This is a genomic window from Labilibaculum filiforme, from assembly GCF_002843315.1.
In the GTDB taxonomy this organism is placed as follows: Bacteria; Bacteroidota; Bacteroidia; order Bacteroidales; family Marinifilaceae; genus Labilibaculum; species Labilibaculum filiforme.
The window spans coordinates 1-19488 of sequence record NZ_MVDD01000005.1 but is presented as its reverse complement, the minus strand read 5'-3'; the positions used below and the strand labels follow the sequence as shown (position 1 = coordinate 19488).

Genomic DNA, 19488 nt, shown 5'->3' with positions numbered 1-19488 from the left:
AAATCAGCAAATTAAGATTTTCAGATTCAACTTAAACCATAGGTCTAAGTTGTCGATGGGTAAAAGTACAAAATATACGGGGTTTCGACAACAATGTCGAAATAGTTGTGTTTTCAGTATGTCAAAGAACGTAAAATACGAAATAACATTAAAAAAAAGGGAGTGAAAGAACTGGTAATGCCTTATCGACAACTAAAGGAATTGATCCAAATCATTTTTTTCATGTCCAATCACCTCTTTTTCCAGCCATTTTTGTTCTCGGCTTTTAAACAGAATTAAACTATCATGTTCTTCTTCATTCATAATAAATTCAGCTTTTAAAATTAATTCTTTTAATTTCACCTCTGTTATTTCTCCCTCAAAAACCGAATTCTGAATCCAGTTTAAATATTGTCGGCACAATTTCAACATTTTCCCAACTCGTTTTTCGCCCATGTCGTAAACCAAAATTACATACATTACCAGTAAATTTTAAAGGGTTTATATTCTTCTATACCTAACAGATGTTTTTGTAATTTATAGCATTCCAATTTTATTAAATGTTTGTAGCTAACATTCCTGTTTAAACTCCGATGTTTAATGGTTTCCTCCAATCGTTTCTCAAAAGCTTGTATAAATTTTTTCTTTCCTTTCTCTTTCAAAACAATTCGGTTCAATTTTTCTTCGAAATCATTTTCCTGAATTTCCTTTTTATTTAACACCTTAAAGATGACACGATCTACTAAAAAAGGTTTAAATACTTCTGCCAAATCTAAAGCCAGACTAAATCTTCGTTCTCCTGGTTCGTGCAGGAAACTAATGGTGGGCTCCAATTGTGTTTTTTGAATGGCGCGCAAGCACTCCGAGTAGCACATCATATTTCCAAAGGATATCAGACTGTTTACAATATTTAAAGGAGGACGTTTAGTCCGAATTCCCATTTCATGATCGTTGATGATTAAATTGAACGCATCGTAATAATTTTTGCGGATATTTCCTTCAATACCCATCAATTCATCAATTTCTTTTGTCTCACCAATTTTTTTCCGAAGAAGCTCAATACTTTCAATTACAGGCATTAAATCCTTACCTCGATTATCGTAGTATCTTAAATTCTTTAGCATATTAAACGATGCGCCTTCAATAAAAGACTGGGCAACAATAATACGTTTCGATTTTTTTAAGTAGGCCTGAGTTTGAGCTATTAGCATTTTTCCCGAAAGCAATTTGCATTTCGGAGCAAACGATCCGGTATAATTTTCATAGTAATCGTAAAAATGAACGGCAATATCATTTTTTCCTAAAAAGTTATACAACGCCGAATTGGCATCCAAGGCTCCCAAAACATACAATTGGTCAACTTGTTCAACAGGCAGGTATCGTGGTTTCAAATCATTTCCCTCTTCATCAACAGGTGTAAATTTTAGCGTATTGTCTTTTCTCGATAAACGTCCAGGATTGAATAAGTAATAGGTTTTCTTCATTTCAGATTAAGATTTATTGATATAAAATATTACTTTTCGTTTTCTGAGCTGTAACAAAAGTCGAAGTAAGAGCATTTTTTACATTTAGGCTTATTTATGACTTCAGGGCATTTATCGGAGTGAATAATTGTATCAATTTCTTCAAGTAGTTCCGCAATTCTCTCCTTATCGGGGATACTCAAAAACACCTCTTCTGTTTTGCGTTCTTTCGGATATTCCAGAATGCCACTTACGCCTTCGATACCATTTAATTCCAATACATAGATATAGTACTTTACCTGCCAAACATGAGATTCGAATAACTTACTCGATTTTTTAATTTCGTGAACCACCTTATTCTTAGTATCGTAGTAGTCCACTTTAATACCATCTATTGCAATTTCTTCGTATTTCGAACTTCGTTGCTGATAACTGCTTTCGTGAATCATTTTTCCCTCGTAAACCAAATCCGAAGACTGTTCCATTTGGATATTATTCGCAAATAACCACAGCTTGCGATGACAAACCATGTAATAATTGAAGTGTGTGCCAGTGATATGCATAAGCTATAAGAATTGATTTTTTTGTTGAAACATTACAAATCCAGCCATTGTTCTATTTTTTCGATATCGAGTTTTTGATTATGCCTTAATTTGAAATTTGCCTGATGATCGAACCAGCCCATTACTGCATCTCGATTTAGTTTTGTTGTTTGTACCGATATGCAAGTTAAGTACGATGACCATGGATACTCTATTGGATGATCGCAAAAATTGTGATGTACGGGGTTGTTGTGTATGTAAAGTACTACTTGTCTTAAATAATCTTTAGAATCAATTATTTTTCGCCGAAAACTGTGTTCAAAAAGACTTCCCGTACGATTGTATCTTTTATTGAAGGCCTTTGTGTAAGCATTAAACAGATTCGAGAATTGTTGATTAATACGTTTATTAAGCTCTAAAGGACGAAGATCTTCGAGACCTTCTGGTTTTGTAATGTATACCAGCAAATGAAAATGATTTCCCATTAGTACCCAAGCAAAAGTTTTGGCAACCGGCGAAATGTACTTGTCATACAATCTCAGAAAATGTTCGTAATTGCCTGCCTCCTTAAACAGAGAACAACTGTTTATTCCACGATTGTAGATGTGGTAAAACTGATCAGGCTCTAAAGGGATTTGTGGATTTGCCATTGTTTTTTCATTTTTTAGACCTTCAAGGTTTTTAAAACCTTGAAGGTCTGGTATGAAATGATCTGTTTTAATTTAATTGATTTTCGTAGTCGAAAGCAAGCATCTTGTCGATTAACGATTGTTCTGCTTTATCAAGGGCATCTGCACTTTCTTTTTTAGTTCTGATATAACCACCAGCCGAAAGAGTAACGAAACTTTCAACACCAGTCATTTCTTCTTCGATAATAGGTTCTGCTTTGTTATCTTCTTCCTCTTTTAGCTTAGCCCGAATACTTCCTGCAATTTTATTGGCATTATCTGATACAGAAACAGCTAAAGTTTCCATTAGACTAAAAGTTCGCGATTGATTGGAAGTGATTGTCCAGTTTATAATTGCGTGGGCTAAAGCGGGAATTAATTTTTCACGAACAGCTTTAGGAGTCACTAAACAAGTTCCAAAAACGGTTTGGATTTCTTCCCAACCAACCTCGCGAAGTTTGGCTTCTGTTTCTGCAGTAATTTCAGGTTCCAATTTATTCAGTAGTACACAGAATAAACGACGAAGGTCGATGGCCATGTCTTGCACAAAAAGACCAACGGCTCTTTTGTTGTCAGGTATCCATTTACGGCTTAAACTTCGGTCTTTTCCTTCAAGCAAAGCAGTAATTTGTTCTTCATCCAGAATATTATTTTTTTCATCTCGCACAATAACCTTGTTGTTAGGCCTGTCGCTTCTATCAAATGAAACGTTTTCCTTGTCAATGCCTGCTAATAATGGATGTAAACCTCGCATTGATGATATTGATAATGGACTTCTACGTTTTATGGTTCTATCTTTTCCACCTTTGGAAGCTTTCATCCATCCGCCAAATAGTTGGTCTGCATAAGATGGATCGCAAGTTGCAAAAACTTCACCTTCTTTCATTTCTCCTTTTTTATTAACATCAAATAAAAATGTAGTTGGAGATGGAACCTCGTTTAAGGCGTTTGAAAGTGCATCGATCATCGATCGCTTTACTTGTTGTCCACTGGAATAGGGAACACTCTTGTTGAATTGAGGATCGTAGTATGTTTTCTGACCATCGGCCACACAAAATACGGTGTGTTCTGCTCTCTTTAATGTTCTGATATAAATAGTATTCATTATTTTATATTTTTTAAGATTTATGAATTTCTTTCTTCGTAAGCGTAATCAAATTTTAGTAGTACAACGAAATAGCCAAAATCCTCAGCCGACATCATATGTACTCTATCACGCAGTTGTTTCATTACTAACAATCCATTCTCATCTATTTCTGAAATGATTGTAACTAAAGCATCGATAAATGCTTTTTTTGATTTAGCGCCCAAAATGTCAGATTGAATTAAGTTCTTTCTGTCAAGTTTGGTTGCTTTTGCTCTATACGCAAGAAGTGCCCTAGCTACTTCGTTGGTATATTCTAACGATTCTTCTTTGTTTTTTGTAATCATAGCTAATAACCAAGTTTTATATGTTCTGTAAGTAATTATATTATCGTAATCTTTTTGAAGAACTTTGCATTTGCGTATTCCATAATCTTCATCGGTTTCGTTTCCTTTTTGATTCAATTTTGGTTTGGCTAATGTTAATGTAGAGTCATTACCAAAATATTTTCGCAAGTTTTTGGGTTCCAATGCTTGGAGTCCAATAGAACCTAATTCGCATGCACGTTTTATATGAATACCAAATAAGGCTTCATAATCTTTGGCTTCAGTTAAAGCGGCTTGTTCTCCGAATAGTAGTTTGTAATAGTGAATAAGTGTTTTTGCCTTATCGAAATGAAAAGGGTAAAAACCTAGGGTTTTATTGGTTTGACCTAAACTAAATACATAGCCAGTTAAGGTTTGTTGTGGATATTTATTGGAGATATTAAAAAATAGTTCACTCCAGTTAATAGTATTGACTTCAATTACTTGTTCAGTGACTGAAAATACATCCTGAGTGTGAAGTTGAGCAAAGTCAAAATCTTCGCGGAAACGTTTATTAAATGCAAAATTTAACCATTGTCCGTTCCATGTATTTATTTGATTTCCTCTGAGTTTAAGCAAGCTTTGATCATTTAAATAGTTTCGATAAATTTTCCATCCTTCATAAAGTTTAAAAAGAATATTGGGTTCATTAAAGAATATAGAATATCCACCTGCGATTCCTACACATAAGCCACCACCAATCCATGAAAGATATATGTCTTCAATATCGTTTTCAATAGTAATATCGGTTACAGCTCCTGATGTTGTAGCATATTCTTTTAATTCAGAAGCAGGAAAACCAATGGCAATACTTGCTTCTATGTTTTTATTATTCTTCGCTTCAATTACTTTATTTGTAAATTCTTCTAGGAGTTCTTTTCTTTTTGCAAGGCTTAATTTTTGGATAATCTTTACTTGCTTCTTTGTTTTAACCTTAAAACCTCCAAAATTTGGATCCTTTTTTAATTTGTTGCACCAGTCCTCAAGTTCTTCATCAGTACTAAATTGTTTGGTATCGCCATTTTCATTTTTTACAACACTCATTAATCCGAGTATACCATTTTCAAGTGTCGTTATTCCTTGCACAAAGGGAGAATTTTGTGGCCAAGAAAAGTACTTTGAATGATTGTAAAAAGTTTCAAAATATTCCTTTTCAAAGAACTCCTTGGCAGTATAATTATTTTCTGTTTTTTCATTGAACACTTTCAAAAAAGTGCGTCCTATTGTTGATGCTATCATTGTATTTTCATTTTATAGGAATGAATATTTAGTATCGTAAAATTCTGGTTTTGCTTTTGATACATCTAAACCAAATTCGCTACTATAAGCGGCATCGGGTAAAATAAAAGGCTCGATTCCACATTTAGTAAGCTGATTTAGATTCTGGGCAATGTAATAGCGCGTACTCACGGTGAGTTTGCTTCTTGTTTCGGTATTTCCTTCACGGTATGCATCTTCATCCGCCTCACAAATACAATTCACACTGTCAATATCCAGTAGGTCAAGTAAAATAGCTTTTGAATTATGAGTGAGTTTATCAATTGTCCATCGTCCATCTTCTTTAAAAACCGAATGTTCTTCAATTTTTAGAAAATCAATTTCAGTAAAAACTTGATCTATTTTAGCTTGTAATTGATTTTCCTGAAGCACTTCATAGTTGGGTAGTGTTGCATAACTTCGGTTTATAATTTCAAGATCGTAAGGCAAGGCTTCTTTTTCATCTTCAGGTGGAGCTAAAACATAAATAGGCTTGAATTTTCCAATGGTGTCATTGTTCCGTTTTCGGTTTACACGTCCAAATCGTTGAATAAGAGAATCAAGAGGAGCAGCTTCAGTAATCATGAGATCGAAACTAATGTCCAGACTAACTTCAACAACTTGGGTAGATACAACAATGCAGGCTTTGTTTGAAGTGTTGAAATTTCCGTTGGGTGTTCCATCTTCTGTCAGTCCTAAAAGTAATCGTTCTTTTTCATCGCGATCCCCTTTTTTAAATCGACTGTGAATTAAAAGAATTGGTATTTCAGGGTTTAAGTCCGACAATTTTTTGTATTGTTCTTGTGCATGTTGAACACGGTTGCAAACTACTAATAGTTTTTTATCCTCGAGAACTGCTGTTGATATTATTTCATGGGTCTGATCCCAATCATCCAACTTATGGATAATATGCCTATTGAAAGCTGTTAATTCTTTATCTTCCAATTTTACTTCCAATACATTCTCTTTTCCTAAAATATTGATAATTCGATTGTATAGAATGCTTGGCATAGTTGCAGTTCCAATATGAATCTTGCAATTTAAATAGTTAAGAACTTGAATGATCTTAAGAACAATAGCCCTTGTAATATTGGTATAGGTGTGAATTTCATCTAATATAACATCGCAACCTTTAATATCTAAAAGCATAGCTTCGTAACCATTTGTTCCGAAGGCAATAGCAGCTATTTGGTGTGGTGTTAGCACCTTAACAGCTGCACCAACGTGTCCTTGTATTATTTTTTCTTCTTTGGTAGCTCCTTTTGCTGAAATAGAAGAAGACGCATGCAGTAAGCGAATGTCCAAGTTTGGATTGTCATTTTTCAAATCATTTTTTACCCGTTTATACATGGCATTGATAGAAGCCTGAAAAGGAAGTGTGTAAAAAATGCGACCCTTGCATCTGCGAAATAAGTAGTCGGTTTTTCCTGCTCCGGTGCAAGCAACAACCATAGTGTGTCTTTTATCTGACACGCTATTTTTTTCGGATAAAGGATAGAGTTTATGTTGACGATTATAGAAGTTAAGGTTTGGAGTTTGAAAAGTGCGTTTCAGATATTCTTCTGTATTTTCCGATAGAGCAGAAGCAAAATGATCAGCTGCCATTAACAGACCTCTCCACTCTGAAAAACCTCTTTCTTGTACAATATCATCGCAATAGTCATAAACTTTATCAAAGTTTTCTTGTGCTTGTTGTTCCGAAATATTATCCGCTTTAATGCCTAATGCATTTAAAATTTCTATAGCATCAACCTTCCAGTTATTCCAATCTTTTATGTGAAGGCTAAAAGTATCTCCGCGTACTTCTTCTAAATCGAGTATTCCTTTATCTCTAGCATCATGTAAAATTGATTTATGATGGGCAATTACCATCTCGATTAGTTGAGGATGTATATTTTCTGGGAAAGCAGAAAGAAAAAAGCAGGAAGCTATTTCATGCCTGAATGGTGTTTTAGGTATTGTTTTCGAATTTAATCGCGATTGAAAAACAGAGCTGGTTTTTCCAATATCATGTAAAATAGCACCGCATCGTGCTATCTCTGCATCAAAATTTAGAGCACCAGCAATTTTTTCTACGGCTAAGCTAACCTCCATCAAATGTTGATGTAATGTGGTTTCTTCGGGCTTTCCTTTGGCTTTAATATGTGGGCAAACTTGGTTCATATATTATTTTTTGATTTTCTGTTTAATTGGGCTTTCAGCCCGCAGATTATATAATGTTGCTATAATCTCCCAAGGCGTTGCCATTGGGCTAAAATCAATGTGCCTTTCAGGCAATTATAGTTACGGACTAATTATTTAGATGAAAATTACATTCAAAGAATTAAATTTTTTCGGGCTGAAAGCCCAATTTAATTCAGCCCAGGGCGAAACCCTGGGTTTGATGCATCGCATCAAATAATCGCCCTGAAAGGGCAAATCAATCGTACCATAAATATTTTTCATCGTATTTAATTCCATATTCTTTCAAAAACATTAAATATTCTTCTTTAAAGTCTTTTTTCTTGTGATGTTCTTCTTGATTCTCGATATACCGTTTTGTTTTGTCATGAATGGATGGACTAACGGAGAAACCTCCATAACCTCCTTGCCATGCGAAATCATTATAATATTTATCAAGTGTTTTAATCCACCTACTGCTGTGGCGTTTTATTTCTTCTATCAGTTTTGCAAGAGCAATATTTTTCGACATCACACATAAAATATGTACGTGGTCTTCTGTTCCATTAATTATTATTGGAATTGAATCGTTCGATTTTAAAACAGAACCCATATAGGCGTAAAGTTTCTGTTTTTCTTCATCACGGATTACTACCGAGGTATTTTTTATGTGGTAAATCAAATGGACATATAATTTTGATAATGATTGTGCCATTTCAGGTTTATTTAGTAATTGGTTTTTACTGGTGTGCCTAACACTTTTAAGTAACCGTACATTGGTTCATTCTTTTTTATTCGATTGTATCCAACAAGAAATGATTCATCGTTTCTTTCAAATATCAGTTCAAATCCTGCAAATTGATCTTGATCTGTATTAAATTCATCTTTGGCAACTTCAATTATTTCACTGTTAGGATAAAGAATATCTTCATTTCTACACAGACAAATGTGTTCTTCTGATGCACTTGAAGCATCTTTCATGGTTTTAAATGCCAACCAAAGAACAGGTTCAATGAGGACACCCCTAACTAATATTGCATAAGGTCGGTGAAATCCTTTTTCTTCACCACTACTTTTTTTGTTCCAGCCTCGTGGTTGAATTTGTTCTTGTTGTTGCGATATTTGTTTATAGCTTAACCGATGTCCAACAATCTTTTTAATTTCTCCATCATCATCTTTCAATAATTCAGGAAATAGTTTTCGTTCTATTCCAGCGACAATAGAAGGGGTTAAAAATTGTTGGCTGTAGGTTTCGCTATCGCGAACAGCAGTCCATGGCTTTATAAAACCAAAAGGACCTGTATATTTTACTACGAATATCTTTTCCATATTATCTCATTTTATAGCTCCAAAGCCAATTCCAGTACTATTCCCAATTCCTACATTCCATGCGAAAGCTTTAGTTTCTGGTTTGCCTTCAATAATTACAGGACACCAACTTGCCCGAATTTGTGTGACTTTATTGCCTCGGATATAATCGATTTTTTTAGTGCCTTTTTTGCGATAGTTTTTATCGAAAGTTATTTTTAATGTTTCATCTTCAGCTAAACCAGCATTTATCATTTTTGAGGTAAGAGTTTCTGCAAGAAGTTCTGGAGATTCTTTATCATCGAAATAGTAGAATTTTTTTCTGCCATTTTCTAGATTACGCTGAATATAAATCGGACTTCCAACCTGGAAGCTCGATTTTGTTGATAATTCGGGATCTTCCTGTAAGATAATTTCAGCGACTTTCAAGCCAAAAAACATTTCTGGATGGTTTTGGATTCCTGTTACTAGCAGTTTGGCTTGTTGATTATCCCAACAACTGATAAAGAAACTGGCGCCGTTCGGAAAGTCTAGTCCATTTTTTGATGCTTTACCTCCTGTTAAGTTGGAGAATGAGTAAAGCGAAATGGAATCATGAAACTCATTTTTTCCAAACCATTTATGGATGGTTCCAGTGAGCAAATGCAAATGGTTGAAATCAATAGTTTGCTTTGAAGGTGTGGTTTTTATGTGTATTCTCATATGTTTAGTTCATTTTTATTTTAGAGTACATAATCTTTTATTAAAAACTTCATATTTATTAATTGCTATATTCAGAGTGTTTCTTTTTATTCTAACCTTCAAGGTTTTAAAAACCTTGAAGGTTAATTTATTTACCTACCATTAGTTTTAATAATTCATCACCATTTCAACTTTTAAATAGTCAAGAAATAAATTTCCAACAATGCGACTTTGCTCTCTGGTTCCAGGTTTTATCACAAAACCAGCACGTTTAAAATCGTTTAGTCTTTTAACATTGATCTGGTCTGGCTCAATTAATTTTGCTTGGCGGGTGTTTTCGTATTTCTCAGTCAGATGCTTTACTGTCAGGCTATCGAACAGTTCATCCGTAGGCGAAAGATATCTCGGAGGTTTGTCATTTTCTTTTTGATAACTAATCACCCAAGGAGTTTGTAAATGGTAGCACATTGTTTCTGTAAAATCAGGTTCAGCCAGTGCAGCCACATTAGCAACTTTAAAATCGATACCGTTAAATTTATCGCCCAAATAAAATTCTTGTTGCATAAACAAACCTTTTATGAAATTGGAAGCCACTTCGTTCACATCGAACGAAATTTGCAGTTTAATTTCATGAGCTGAAATCTCAAAAAGTTTCTTTTCTTTCCAGAGTTTTGGCTTTCCAAAGTTCAACTTCGAAAAACAGAACAGTTTGTAAAGTTTGCTGGTGTTTTTATCTCTTCCATAACCTTTGTTGTGCAGAAAATCGGCAAAGTTGGCATCGGCGTGTTTTAATACTTTGTAAATCCAGGCACTAATGTAATACTGGTAATCCATGGGCAGCATTCGCTGCTTTGTGGTGCGGTTCAATGTTAATTCAAATCTCATAATTTTATTCTGTCGTTTCAATCTTGTGTCAAGTAGCTGTTTTGTAGTTGATTGTACTTGCAATATTCGAATTGAAAAGCAAGTTAAGTAAAATTAGTAAAATTTCAATGTGTCAAATGTGTCAAGTTTATGAGAAGTAGGAGGGACTGAAAAAGTAATGCTAGTTCTTCATTATTTTCAGAAATCTGATTATAGAATTAACTCATGAACCCAAACGTAATTTTCATGTGGATATCGTCCAATTTTAAGCTTGTATGTCAAAAAGAATTATCCCGAACTAAATTAAAATTTCAGAATATGCTTACAAAAACCCATAATCCTTCACAAGAGAGGATCATTTGTAGCATTAGCTAATTATATATCATTATCTTTAATTCCTCTGGCTTTATTGTAAATGGTTAGCAATTCACCCTAAGTAATAATTTGTAAGCTGGTTGGGTGGTTTTAAAAATCAGACTTAGCTAAATGAAGGGAGCAGTTTTTAAGGATCTAAAAAATATAAAAATTAAAGAAATGCCTAATACATTCTTGTCCAATCATAAAACAAAAATAGTTGCAACCATCGGCCCGGCTTCCGACTCGCCCGAAATGCTCGAACGTTTAATGCGAGCCGGTATGAATATTGCGCGATTAAATTTTTCTCATGGCGATTTTTCCGATCATGCCGAACGAATAGTGCGTATCCGTACAGCTCAAAAAGTAACCGGACGTAGGGTTGCGATTATGGCCGATTTGCCGGGACCAAAGATGCGTTTGGGAACGATAGAAAAAGAACCTATTCAATTAGCATCAGGCGATAGTTTTACACTAACTAGCGAAGATATTACGGGCAATCAACAACGAGTTTCGGTGAGTTTTGAGCGTTTGCCTAAGGTTGTTAAAATCGGCGACAGGCTCTTTTTAAACGATGGATTAGTTCAACTCATTGTCGAATCTATTTCTGATATCGATGTACACTGCAAAGTGTCGGTGGGTGGTGAGTTACGCTCCCGAAAAGGACTCAATTTACCGGGTATAAATCTCGGATTAAGTGCCTTTACTGATCACGACCGCGCATGTCTTAAATTCGCTTTAGAAAATGGGGTAGATGCTATCAGTCAATCGTTTGTAGAAACCGCTGCCGACATCGAAAGTGTGCGAAAAGCTGCTCGTGATCTTGGAAAAGATCCTTTTGTTATTGCAAAAATAGAGCGTGCTGATGCTTTGGATAACTTTGATGAAATACTTAAGGCTTCGGATGGCATCATGGTAGCTCGGGGTGATTTGGGTGTGGAGATACCGATTCAGAAAATGGCCATCATACAAAAACAACTGATTAATAAAAGCAGAATGGCCGGTAAGCCTGTTATTACCGCTACTCAGATGTTGGAATCGATGACGATTAGTCGCTTACCAACTCGTGCCGAATCAACCGATGTCGCAAATGCTATTTTGGATGGTACCGATTGCATAATGCTTTCAGGAGAATCAGCAATGGGGAAATATCCCGAAGAATCTGTTAAAATGCTCGCGGATATTGCTAGTTACACGGAGAAAAACCGTCCCGCACACAAACAAGTGGATTTGAATGTAGTTTTCGATCCGCAAAAACCGGCTACCGGAGCAGCGGCTCTTTCAACGATGGTACAAAATGCATTGCAAACCGTGCCTTGTGCAAGTGTATTTACACCTACCCGAACTGGCAAAACGGCTAGAATGATTTCGCGCTTTGCCCCTGAGGTTTGGATTGTGGCAGTAAGTCAACATGCCAATGTTTGTCAAGGACTCACCTTCTCGTACGGAGTACATTCCGTTCTGCTGAGTCAAGAACCTGAAAATTGGAGTGAATTTGCTCGAATATGGCTACACGAAAGAGATATTAAGGGTTCAATTGCCATTTTGGTGGCGGGTCCATCGTCTTTTAACCCAAACGCCAATCCTCGAATGGAGTTTTTACGCATCTCGGAAAAACAAGATGTGTAGAATAGATCAAAAAAACGATCGAAGATATTCGTTGAGCTTTTACATTTTAGGAGAGGAATAAGTAATTGTGGAACTATTCGGAATTATTGGTTGTATAGATACTGTAAAGGTATTGTTTTGGGTCTTTTAAAAAGGAGGCAAACTTCTAGTAATTTGCTGATATAAAAGAAACAAAAGCATTGTCCCGAACTAAATTAAAATTTCACAAAAGCAGATAAAAAAGACGAATGTAGGCATGTGGTGTATCGATTTTATTATTACTATTACTTTATTTTATATCCTTACTTTTAATGCTTAAGTTAGCTTCTATATCGAATTTAAAATACTACAGGTATAATCTGATAATAAGAGGTTTAGTCTATTTTTAAAAGTACACTTAATGTTTGGTTTGGAGAACTTGAAAGTAGTGGAAAAGAGATAAGCTTGAATAGATTTTGAAAGCGATTGGAAAGAGTCTGAAAATTTAAAAGATTTAAAGAACTGAATTGCCTAAAAAAGTGAGGAAATCGAGTTTCGCTTCCAGCACTAGAGATGTTATAATCATGGATATACGAAGTATTATTACTGATAAAGAAACAGCAAGCGGTTGCCGAAATCAGACAATTTTTAACAGTAAGGAGAAACGAATAAAGCAAGATTTAATTTAGATAATAAGTAGCAAGATGGCTAAAGCAAAAAAATTCGGAACCTTTGGAGGAGTGTTTACTCCTTCGATATTGACTATTCTTGGTGTGATCATGTATTTACGTTTTCCTGCAATTATTGGACAGGCAGGTTTGATAAATACCATTGGAATCATTCTTATTGCGCATATTATTTCCATTACAACAAGTCTTAGTGTGGCCTCTTTATCAACGGATAAGCCAGTACAAAACGGCGGTACTTATTTTATGATTTCGCGAAGTTTGGGTTTACCTATTGGTGGTACTTTAGGTTTAGCCTTATTCGTTGGTTTATCCTTTAGTGTCAGCTTATATTTGATTGGTTTTTCTGAAAGTTTTTTGCAATACTGGGGCATCGAAAATACAATAGCTAATATCCGAATAGCAGGTACCATTGTGCTGATTGCTGTTACCACAATTACGTTCATAAGTACCTCCTTAGCCATTAAGTCACAGTATTTTATAATGGGTGCCATTGTATTATCACTGTTTTCTATTTTCTTGGGTAATCACGATTTTGCTCCCACCACGGTAAATTTAAAACCATTAGCTACTTCGGCTCCTTTTATGTTGCTGTTTGGTATCTTTTTTCCTGCAGTAACAGGTTTCGAAGCAGGAGTTTCCATGTCTGGAGATTTAAAAAATCCACGTAAGTCGCTACCTATGGGTGCAATTATGGCGGTAGGGATTGGTTTTGTTGTTTACATTGCATTGGCTTTTTTTTACGCGTTTACCGTTAGTTCCGATGCATTAGCCAACGATCCTGATATTCTCTTTAAAATTTCCCTGGTTCCTCAATTGGTTATTGCCGGTATTTGGGGAGCTACATTATCATCTGCTTTGGGAAGTATTTTAGGTGCACCTCGTATTCTTCAAGCCATTGCAATGGATAAAATTGCACACAGAGCCTTTGCGAAAGGTACTGGTGCTACTAATGAACCTCGAAATGCATTATTAGTTGCATTTGTTATTGCAGAGGCAGGAATATTAATTGGTGAGTTAGATGTAATTGCACGTATTGTATCGATGTTCTTCATTACCACTTATGCTTTTTTAAATTTGGCTTCTGCCATAGAGAGTTGGTCTAGTTCCGATTTTCGCCCTGCTTTTAAAATTCCAAAATTTGTAAGCATATTGGGAGCTTTGTCGGCTTTTATAGTAATGATCCTGCTCGATTTTCTGGCACTTGCAGGAGCAACAATTGTATTGAGCTTGCTCTATTTGTACTTGCAACGGAAAGAATTAATTTTAGAAACCGGGGATGCCTGGAGTAGTTTTTGGACGAACCTGGCAAAAAAAGCACTCTTAAAACTGAGCATTCAAAAGGTGAATTCCCGCAATTGGCAACCGAATATCATCTTATTCAGCGGAGGCGAAAACGCACGTCCGCACCTTATTGAAATGGGACTTTCGCTAACCGGAAAGTTAGGAGCTTTAACCGATTTTAAATTAGTAGTGGGGCAGGATCGTAATCCTGTAAAAGAACTTTCGGTTGCTAAAAACAAATTGGCACCCAATTATTTTACTCGTCAGTACTCCAGTAAAACCTTAGAGGAGGGCATGAAAACGGTGACCAATGCCTACGGATTTACAGGTTTTGAACCAAATACCATTTTAATGGGATGGAGTAAGGATTTAAAGAATGCCGAATTTTTAACTCATGTACTTCAAGATTTTAAAGCTAAAAGTTTAAATGCCATCTTTTTAAGCTACCATAAGGAGCTTGGATTTGGGAAGAAACAAAATATTGATATCTGGTGGAATGGAAAAGGAAGAATTCTGAATCTAGGCCTTCACATCATTAAATTTTTGTTGATCGACCCCAAATGGCGAGATGCAAAAATTCGCATTTTAATAATTAATAACAATACATTTATTGGCGATACCTTACAACGAAACATTAAAGAATTGTTGGTAGATAGGCGTATTGTTGCGGATATTAAGATCATTGGTAATGATTTTGGCACCCGCACAAAAGAATCAATTATTTGTACCGAATCGCGCGATGCAGATTTAGTATTGTTAGGACTGTCGCAAAAAAATGAAGCATATAGCTCTGAATATATTAACACAGTTAATCAGCTTACTGAATTACCTGCAAGCTTACTGTTTTTAAGTCCTTCTAATGAATTCGAGGTTATCGATTTAATAAGTCCCTTAACCGATGCAAAAACAAAAGCGCCAGCCATTGTAAAAAATATCAACTTACCATCGCTACCCGAAATAAGCAACTCGCTTGTTTCTGCAAATATTAGCAGTCTCGAAACAAAACTTACTTCCATAAGCACACCAGTTGTAGAGGATGCTTTACTGCAAGCCATTGATAGCGAGCTGTATATATTGAAAAGTATTCGGGAGTTTGCTGTGGCGAATCATGCTAAGCTAGAAAGTGAATTAGCAGAATTAGGGAAGCATGAATATGAAAAAACGATAAATCGGAATCATCAATCTTTTCTTCGAAGCATCAATAAAATAGTGGAGTTAAAAAACCCTCAGACCTTATTGAGCGCGCAAAAAGGAATAAGTGCAGGTATTAATGAATTACTGGCAAAAAAAGGCAATTTATTATACGAAACACCCGATCATCTGGCGCTTGCCTTTACTATTCCAAATAAGCAGAAAGAAAGTAGGTCTAAATTAACTTACAAAAAGGCTATTGATTACTATTTAAGTAGCGAACTTTTCCCAAAAATTTCTGAGCAGTTAACAGGATTGGATGAGCTATCCATACAGTTATTTACAACGCTTCGAAAAATTATTTTCGGGATTAACGATCAATACGAAAAATTGCTGTTGCAAAACGAGAGCTCACAAGAAATTCTTCTTTTTAGTTTATCCGAAAGCTTATCGGAGTTTAAAAAGCTTGAGGATGAATTAATTGTATTTAAGGAGCAATCTAGTAATACAATTGCACTGTCTGTTCGTCAGGTTCTGATCGCTTTGGTCGAGGATATGGACAATCCAAAATCGATTAAAACTGCAAATGCAAAATTTAAAACACGAAGTAACATACACGACGAGTATCTGGTTTCGTATGCTGAAAATTGGGAAACTGCGGTTAATTTAATCAATACATCCCTACATCTTGATGTGTTGATTATTTCTCAGCAAAAATTGGGAGTTAATGTACTTCTTGCTGGTAATGAACGCATGTATGCCTATATCAACGAATTTGTAATTAGTCCAATCACTAAATTGGCCGAAAATATTGATATTGTTGCGAAGACGGATACTGCAAATGTGAAATCTCAAATTTTTCCAGATAATCTACAAATTCAAAATTTCTTTAGCGAATCGCACACTAAATTGTCTAAAATTATTGATGAGTTACCAGAGAATATTCAGCTACCAGCAACCATATACAAAAATTCGAAGGCGGTTCCTTTTAGCGAGCTAACAAGCATCGATATTAATCTTCGAAGAATTGGATCTCATTCGTTTGATACTTTGTTTTATGAACCTTTTTATCGAGAAGTATTAAGTCTGGGAGGAATTGTTAATCAAGCCATTGTTGAGTGCAGAGAGTTTAGTAGTTTGCTTCAATTTCGACTCAGCAATAGGGATCAAAATAACAATGTATTAAAAGGAGAGCAAAATCAACATCAAGAGTTTTACCAAAAGTTAAGTGCGAAGGTAATTAGTGAAAAAGCAAAAATTGAGAATGCTCTGTTGGTATTAGATAAAAAAGCTACCGATTTAATGTTAGAGACCTTCTCCAACTTTTTCTATCATGCTATTTTAGAATCAGAAAAGAAGATAAGTACATTAAAACGAGAGAGTAAGAATAAAAAACTAAGCAAAAGCATTAGCGATAAATATCAATTTTTAAAAGGCAAACTTAGTAATGTGTTTATTCAACTATTAAATAATACAAGTAGTGGGATTATTCTTTCTAAAAAATATTTATCAAACACGAAACCAGGCAAGCCTAATGCCAACGAAATTTTAGATATTATTGACCAACTCATACCCAATAAAAAGGTGTACCAGCGCGTGCCGGTTTTTTATCGTAGCTTATTAAGCGGAAGCTCTAAAATATCCGATGAGTTTTGGGTGGGCCGAGAGGAAGAGTATTTAAAAATTAAGCAGGCCATGCAACGTCATAGGTATGGCATTAGTGGTGCCGTATTAATTCATGGAGTGCATGGGTCCGGTAAAACGGCTTTGACTCGTTATGCCGCAAACAATTTAGTCAAGAAAAGTAATGTTTTTTGGATCGATCCACCTATAAATGGTTCTGTCGATACTCATGTGTTATTAACCCGCATGCAGGAACAAATGGTTCACATGTCCAATTTCGACGATATTTTTAATAGCATTCCTCACAATAGCATTGTGGTAATGAATGATATTGAATTGTGGTGGGAGAGAAATCATAAAGGTGGCGAAGTAATCAACAAAATTATTGAGCTGATAGCAAACTACAGTCATAAGGTATTCTTCATGTTGAATTGTAATAAATACGCATACAACGTAATAAAAGAAACATTGCCGCTTCAAGTGCATTTACTTTCAGTTGTTGAATGTGGTAACTTTAATACCGAGCAATTGCAAAAATTGATCATTTACAGGCATAAATCAAGTGGTTTAAAACTAAAATACAATGGCAAGGAAGAAGAGGATATATCTCCACTTAGTTTGTCCTTACTATTTAGTGCCTATTTTAACTTTACCCAGGGAATTCCTGGAGTGGCACTAAGTACATGGAAAGCTAACATTGTAGATTCGGAGGCTGGTACCATAAGTATTAAAAAGCCGTCGAAACCAAACATGGAGGTCCTAAAAAGATTAGATGCCGAGCTTTTGGTGGTGGTAGCCTTATTTATACAGCACAAATACATGGATGCTGAAAAGTTGATGCGGATTACAGGTTACGATACTAAAGCAGTTGATTTATTGCTAGTAAAGCTCCTTAATTTCGGTCTTATTGTAACAAAAGGACTTAATACATACCGTTTGGGTCGCAATATCGAGCCGTTTATGGTCGAAACATGTATCAATAAAGGAATCATCTAAACACAAAGCATATGTCTGTAAAACTTTTTTTTATTCTATTGGGCATTGTTGTAATGTTCCGATTGTTAGGGTTTATTAATCGATCCTTAAAGTATTCACCTACTTTTAAACATCATAGCACCTACCTATTAACCATACTAGAGCTTTTATTGTGGCTCGGAATAGTAATAGGTTTAGTGAAACAGTACTATTTTTCACAAAATATATTTGGCCTAGTTTCATTGGGAATTGTTATTGTAATAGCTATTATACCTTCATTTTACCTGCTCAGAGACTTTTTTTCTGGAGTTTATTTAAAAATTCAAGACAAAGTAAGGGAGGGAAGTATTGTGGAAATAAACGACCTGAAAGGAAAAATTGAGAAGCTCGGGAATTTTAGTTTGAACCTTATCGATAAGCATGGCGATATAAAAAGCATTCCCTATCATAAAATCAGTGCCACTATCATTAGTAAGCAAAGTAATAATGCTAACCTGAATAAGGTGAATCTCAAGTTTTTTTTCCCAAGGGCGGTACAAACAAATTATATCATTCCTAAGCTAAAGGTCGAAATTATTAACACGCCTTGGGTAGCTTTATCGCAACCTGTTCTTATCGAAAATATTGAACACGTTAACGATGAATATTTTATTGAAGTAGTAATCTATACGCTGCAACCACATTTTGCCGAAGATATAAAGAATAGAGTGGACGAAAACATTAAAAACTACTATTAGAAGTATGTATTCTAGAAGTTTTACCGATTTTAATTTGGCCATTCCCAATTTCCTTTTCCAAAACAAAGGCAATTGGTCGGGCTATTCGCTAAATCTTTTACTTCGTTCCTCAATAAAAGGATATCGCTTCTATCCCTAATGGAAAAAAACAGATTAAGTAGCGAATGTAATTCTCCGCGATAATTTCATTCAATCTTCGCTCCTTTAAAAAATAATTCATTTTTTCAGTCAGGTTACCAGTACGTTAAGAAGTTGTTAAAAAAAACTTTTCAAAAGAATTAGGAAGTGGGAAAAATAATAGGTTATCTTTGCACCGCTTTCAACGGAAAGTGTTCAACGGTTAGAATGATTTAGGGAGTGATTTTTGTTTCACAAAAACCGGAGTTTATTTTTCTTTGAATTTTTTTCACTTTGGGTTTGGATATGTAGATTTTTATTTCTTATCTTTGCACCCGCTTTAAGGGTTAACGAACTCGACGAGTCACTAGGAAACATGGGGCTTAGGAGTGCAATTAGCTTTAAAAAAAAGTTGAAAAAACATTTGCAGGTTAGGAATTAAATTCTTTATCTTTGCACCCGCTTTAAACGGCGAAAGTTCTTTACAAGATTGTGGTTGAAACGGTTTTACACCGGCGAAAAAAAAGATAAAAAAAACTTTACTTTTTTCTTGCAGATGAGCTTAAAAAGTCTTTATCTTTGCAACCGCTTTTAGAGGCAGTAACGACTGTCTTTTAGGAATT

At 35.2% G+C, this 19488-nt stretch carries 14 protein-coding genes; 3 read left to right on the top strand and 11 right to left on the bottom strand.

The window, feature by feature from the left end; all coding sequences use genetic code 11:
* Positions 1 to 192: 192 nt before the first annotated feature.
* The 11 genes from cas2 to cas6 (BZG02_RS08240) all read right to left on the bottom strand — a co-directional run bounded on the left by cas2 (position 193) and on the right by cas6 (BZG02_RS08240) (position 10392).
* The gene (gene cas2 / locus BZG02_RS08290) at positions 193 to 459 is read right to left on the bottom strand and encodes a CRISPR-associated endonuclease Cas2 (RefSeq protein WP_101260963.1); all 267 of its coding nucleotides are present in this window, start codon (positions 457 to 459) and stop codon (positions 193 to 195) included.
* On the bottom strand, positions 459 to 1463 hold the full coding sequence (gene cas1b / locus BZG02_RS08285; protein WP_101260962.1) for a type I-B CRISPR-associated endonuclease Cas1b: 1005 nt from the start codon (positions 1461 to 1463) through the stop codon (positions 459 to 461). The genes cas2 and cas1b overlap by 1 nt, the downstream gene beginning before the upstream one ends.
* A gap of 29 nt (positions 1464 to 1492) precedes the next feature.
* Positions 1493 to 1972 carry a CRISPR-associated protein Cas4 gene (cas4, locus tag BZG02_RS08280; protein ID WP_245868074.1) on the bottom strand — a complete coding sequence of 160 codons (480 nt, stop codon included), beginning with the start codon at positions 1970 to 1972 and terminating at the stop codon, positions 1493 to 1495.
* Positions 1973 to 2037: 65 nt separating this feature from the next.
* Entirely contained in the window at positions 2038 to 2634 is a 597-nt protein-coding gene (locus BZG02_RS08275) for a transposase (protein WP_101260960.1), read from the bottom strand.
* Between the two features lie 67 nt (positions 2635 to 2701).
* Entirely contained in the window at positions 2702 to 3757 is a 1056-nt protein-coding gene (locus BZG02_RS08270; RefSeq protein WP_101260959.1) for a CRISPR-associated protein Cas7, read from the bottom strand.
* A 20-nt stretch (positions 3758 to 3777) separates the two neighbouring features.
* A complete protein-coding gene (locus tag BZG02_RS08265) occupies positions 3778 to 5340 on the bottom strand; it encodes a hypothetical protein (protein WP_180335671.1) in 1563 nt (520 codons plus the stop codon).
* 12 nt (positions 5341 to 5352) lie between these two features.
* A complete protein-coding gene (locus BZG02_RS08260; protein WP_101260958.1) occupies positions 5353 to 7521 on the bottom strand; it encodes a CRISPR-associated helicase/endonuclease Cas3 in 2169 nt (722 codons plus the stop codon).
* Positions 7522 to 7777: 256 nt separating this feature from the next.
* Positions 7778 to 8233 carry a transposase gene (locus BZG02_RS08255; protein WP_101260957.1) on the bottom strand — a complete coding sequence of 152 codons (456 nt, stop codon included), beginning with the start codon at positions 8231 to 8233 and terminating at the stop codon, positions 7778 to 7780.
* An 11-nt stretch (positions 8234 to 8244) separates the two neighbouring features.
* The gene (locus tag BZG02_RS08250) at positions 8245 to 8847 is read right to left on the bottom strand and encodes a hypothetical protein (protein ID WP_101260956.1); all 603 of its coding nucleotides are present in this window, start codon (positions 8845 to 8847) and stop codon (positions 8245 to 8247) included.
* A gap of 6 nt (positions 8848 to 8853) precedes the next feature.
* Positions 8854 to 9528, bottom strand: a complete 675-nt coding sequence (gene cas6, locus BZG02_RS08245) for a CRISPR-associated endoribonuclease Cas6 (protein ID WP_101260955.1) — start codon at positions 9526 to 9528, stop codon at positions 8854 to 8856.
* 147 nt (positions 9529 to 9675) lie between these two features.
* Entirely contained in the window at positions 9676 to 10392 is a 717-nt protein-coding gene (gene cas6 / locus BZG02_RS08240) for a CRISPR-associated endoribonuclease Cas6 (RefSeq protein WP_245868069.1), read from the bottom strand.
* 513 nt (positions 10393 to 10905) lie between these two features.
* Between cas6 (BZG02_RS08240) and pyk the strand changes: the two genes are divergently transcribed.
* From pyk to BZG02_RS08225, 3 genes are all read left to right on the top strand, one after another.
* Complete coding sequence (gene pyk / locus BZG02_RS08235) at positions 10906 to 12354, top strand: pyruvate kinase (protein WP_101261196.1); 1449 nt, start codon at positions 10906 to 10908, stop codon at positions 12352 to 12354.
* Positions 12355 to 13016: 662 nt separating this feature from the next.
* Complete coding sequence (locus tag BZG02_RS08230) at positions 13017 to 18032, top strand: amino acid permease (RefSeq protein ID WP_101260954.1); 5016 nt, start codon at positions 13017 to 13019, stop codon at positions 18030 to 18032.
* 11 nt (positions 18033 to 18043) lie between these two features.
* Positions 18044 to 18748, top strand: coding sequence for a mechanosensitive ion channel domain-containing protein (locus BZG02_RS08225; RefSeq protein ID WP_101260953.1), 705 nt, complete (start codon positions 18044 to 18046; stop codon positions 18746 to 18748).
* Positions 18749 to 19488: the final 740 nt, after the last annotated feature.

Excerpts from the sequence above, each read along its gene's own strand:
- cas2 (WP_101260963.1), bottom strand. The coding sequence starts at position 459 with ATGTATGTAATTTTGGTTTACGACATGGGCGAAAAACGAGTTGGGAAA.
- cas1b (WP_101260962.1), bottom strand. The coding sequence starts at position 1,463 with ATGAAGAAAACCTATTACTTATTCAATCCTGGACGTTTATCGAGAAAA.
- cas4 (WP_245868074.1), bottom strand. The coding sequence starts at position 1,972 with ATGGTTTGTCATCGCAAGCTGTGGTTATTTGCGAATAATATCCAAATG.
- BZG02_RS08275 (WP_101260960.1), bottom strand. The coding sequence starts at position 2,634 with ATGGCAAATCCACAAATCCCTTTAGAGCCTGATCAGTTTTACCACATC.
- BZG02_RS08270 (WP_101260959.1), bottom strand. The coding sequence starts at position 3,757 with ATGAATACTATTTATATCAGAACATTAAAGAGAGCAGAACACACCGTA.
- BZG02_RS08265 (WP_180335671.1), bottom strand. The coding sequence starts at position 5,340 with ATGATAGCATCAACAATAGGACGCACTTTTTTGAAAGTGTTCAATGAA.
- BZG02_RS08260 (WP_101260958.1), bottom strand. The coding sequence starts at position 7,521 with ATGAACCAAGTTTGCCCACATATTAAAGCCAAAGGAAAGCCCGAAGAA.
- BZG02_RS08255 (WP_101260957.1), bottom strand. The coding sequence starts at position 8,233 with ATGGCACAATCATTATCAAAATTATATGTCCATTTGATTTACCACATA.
- BZG02_RS08250 (WP_101260956.1), bottom strand. The coding sequence starts at position 8,847 with ATGGAAAAGATATTCGTAGTAAAATATACAGGTCCTTTTGGTTTTATA.
- cas6 (WP_101260955.1), bottom strand. The coding sequence starts at position 9,528 with ATGAGAATACACATAAAAACCACACCTTCAAAGCAAACTATTGATTTC.
- cas6 (WP_245868069.1), bottom strand. The coding sequence starts at position 10,392 with ATGAGATTTGAATTAACATTGAACCGCACCACAAAGCAGCGAATGCTG.
- pyk (WP_101261196.1), top strand. The coding sequence starts at position 10,906 with ATGCCTAATACATTCTTGTCCAATCATAAAACAAAAATAGTTGCAACC.
- BZG02_RS08230 (WP_101260954.1), top strand. The coding sequence starts at position 13,017 with ATGGCTAAAGCAAAAAAATTCGGAACCTTTGGAGGAGTGTTTACTCCT.
- BZG02_RS08225 (WP_101260953.1), top strand. The coding sequence starts at position 18,044 with ATGTCTGTAAAACTTTTTTTTATTCTATTGGGCATTGTTGTAATGTTC.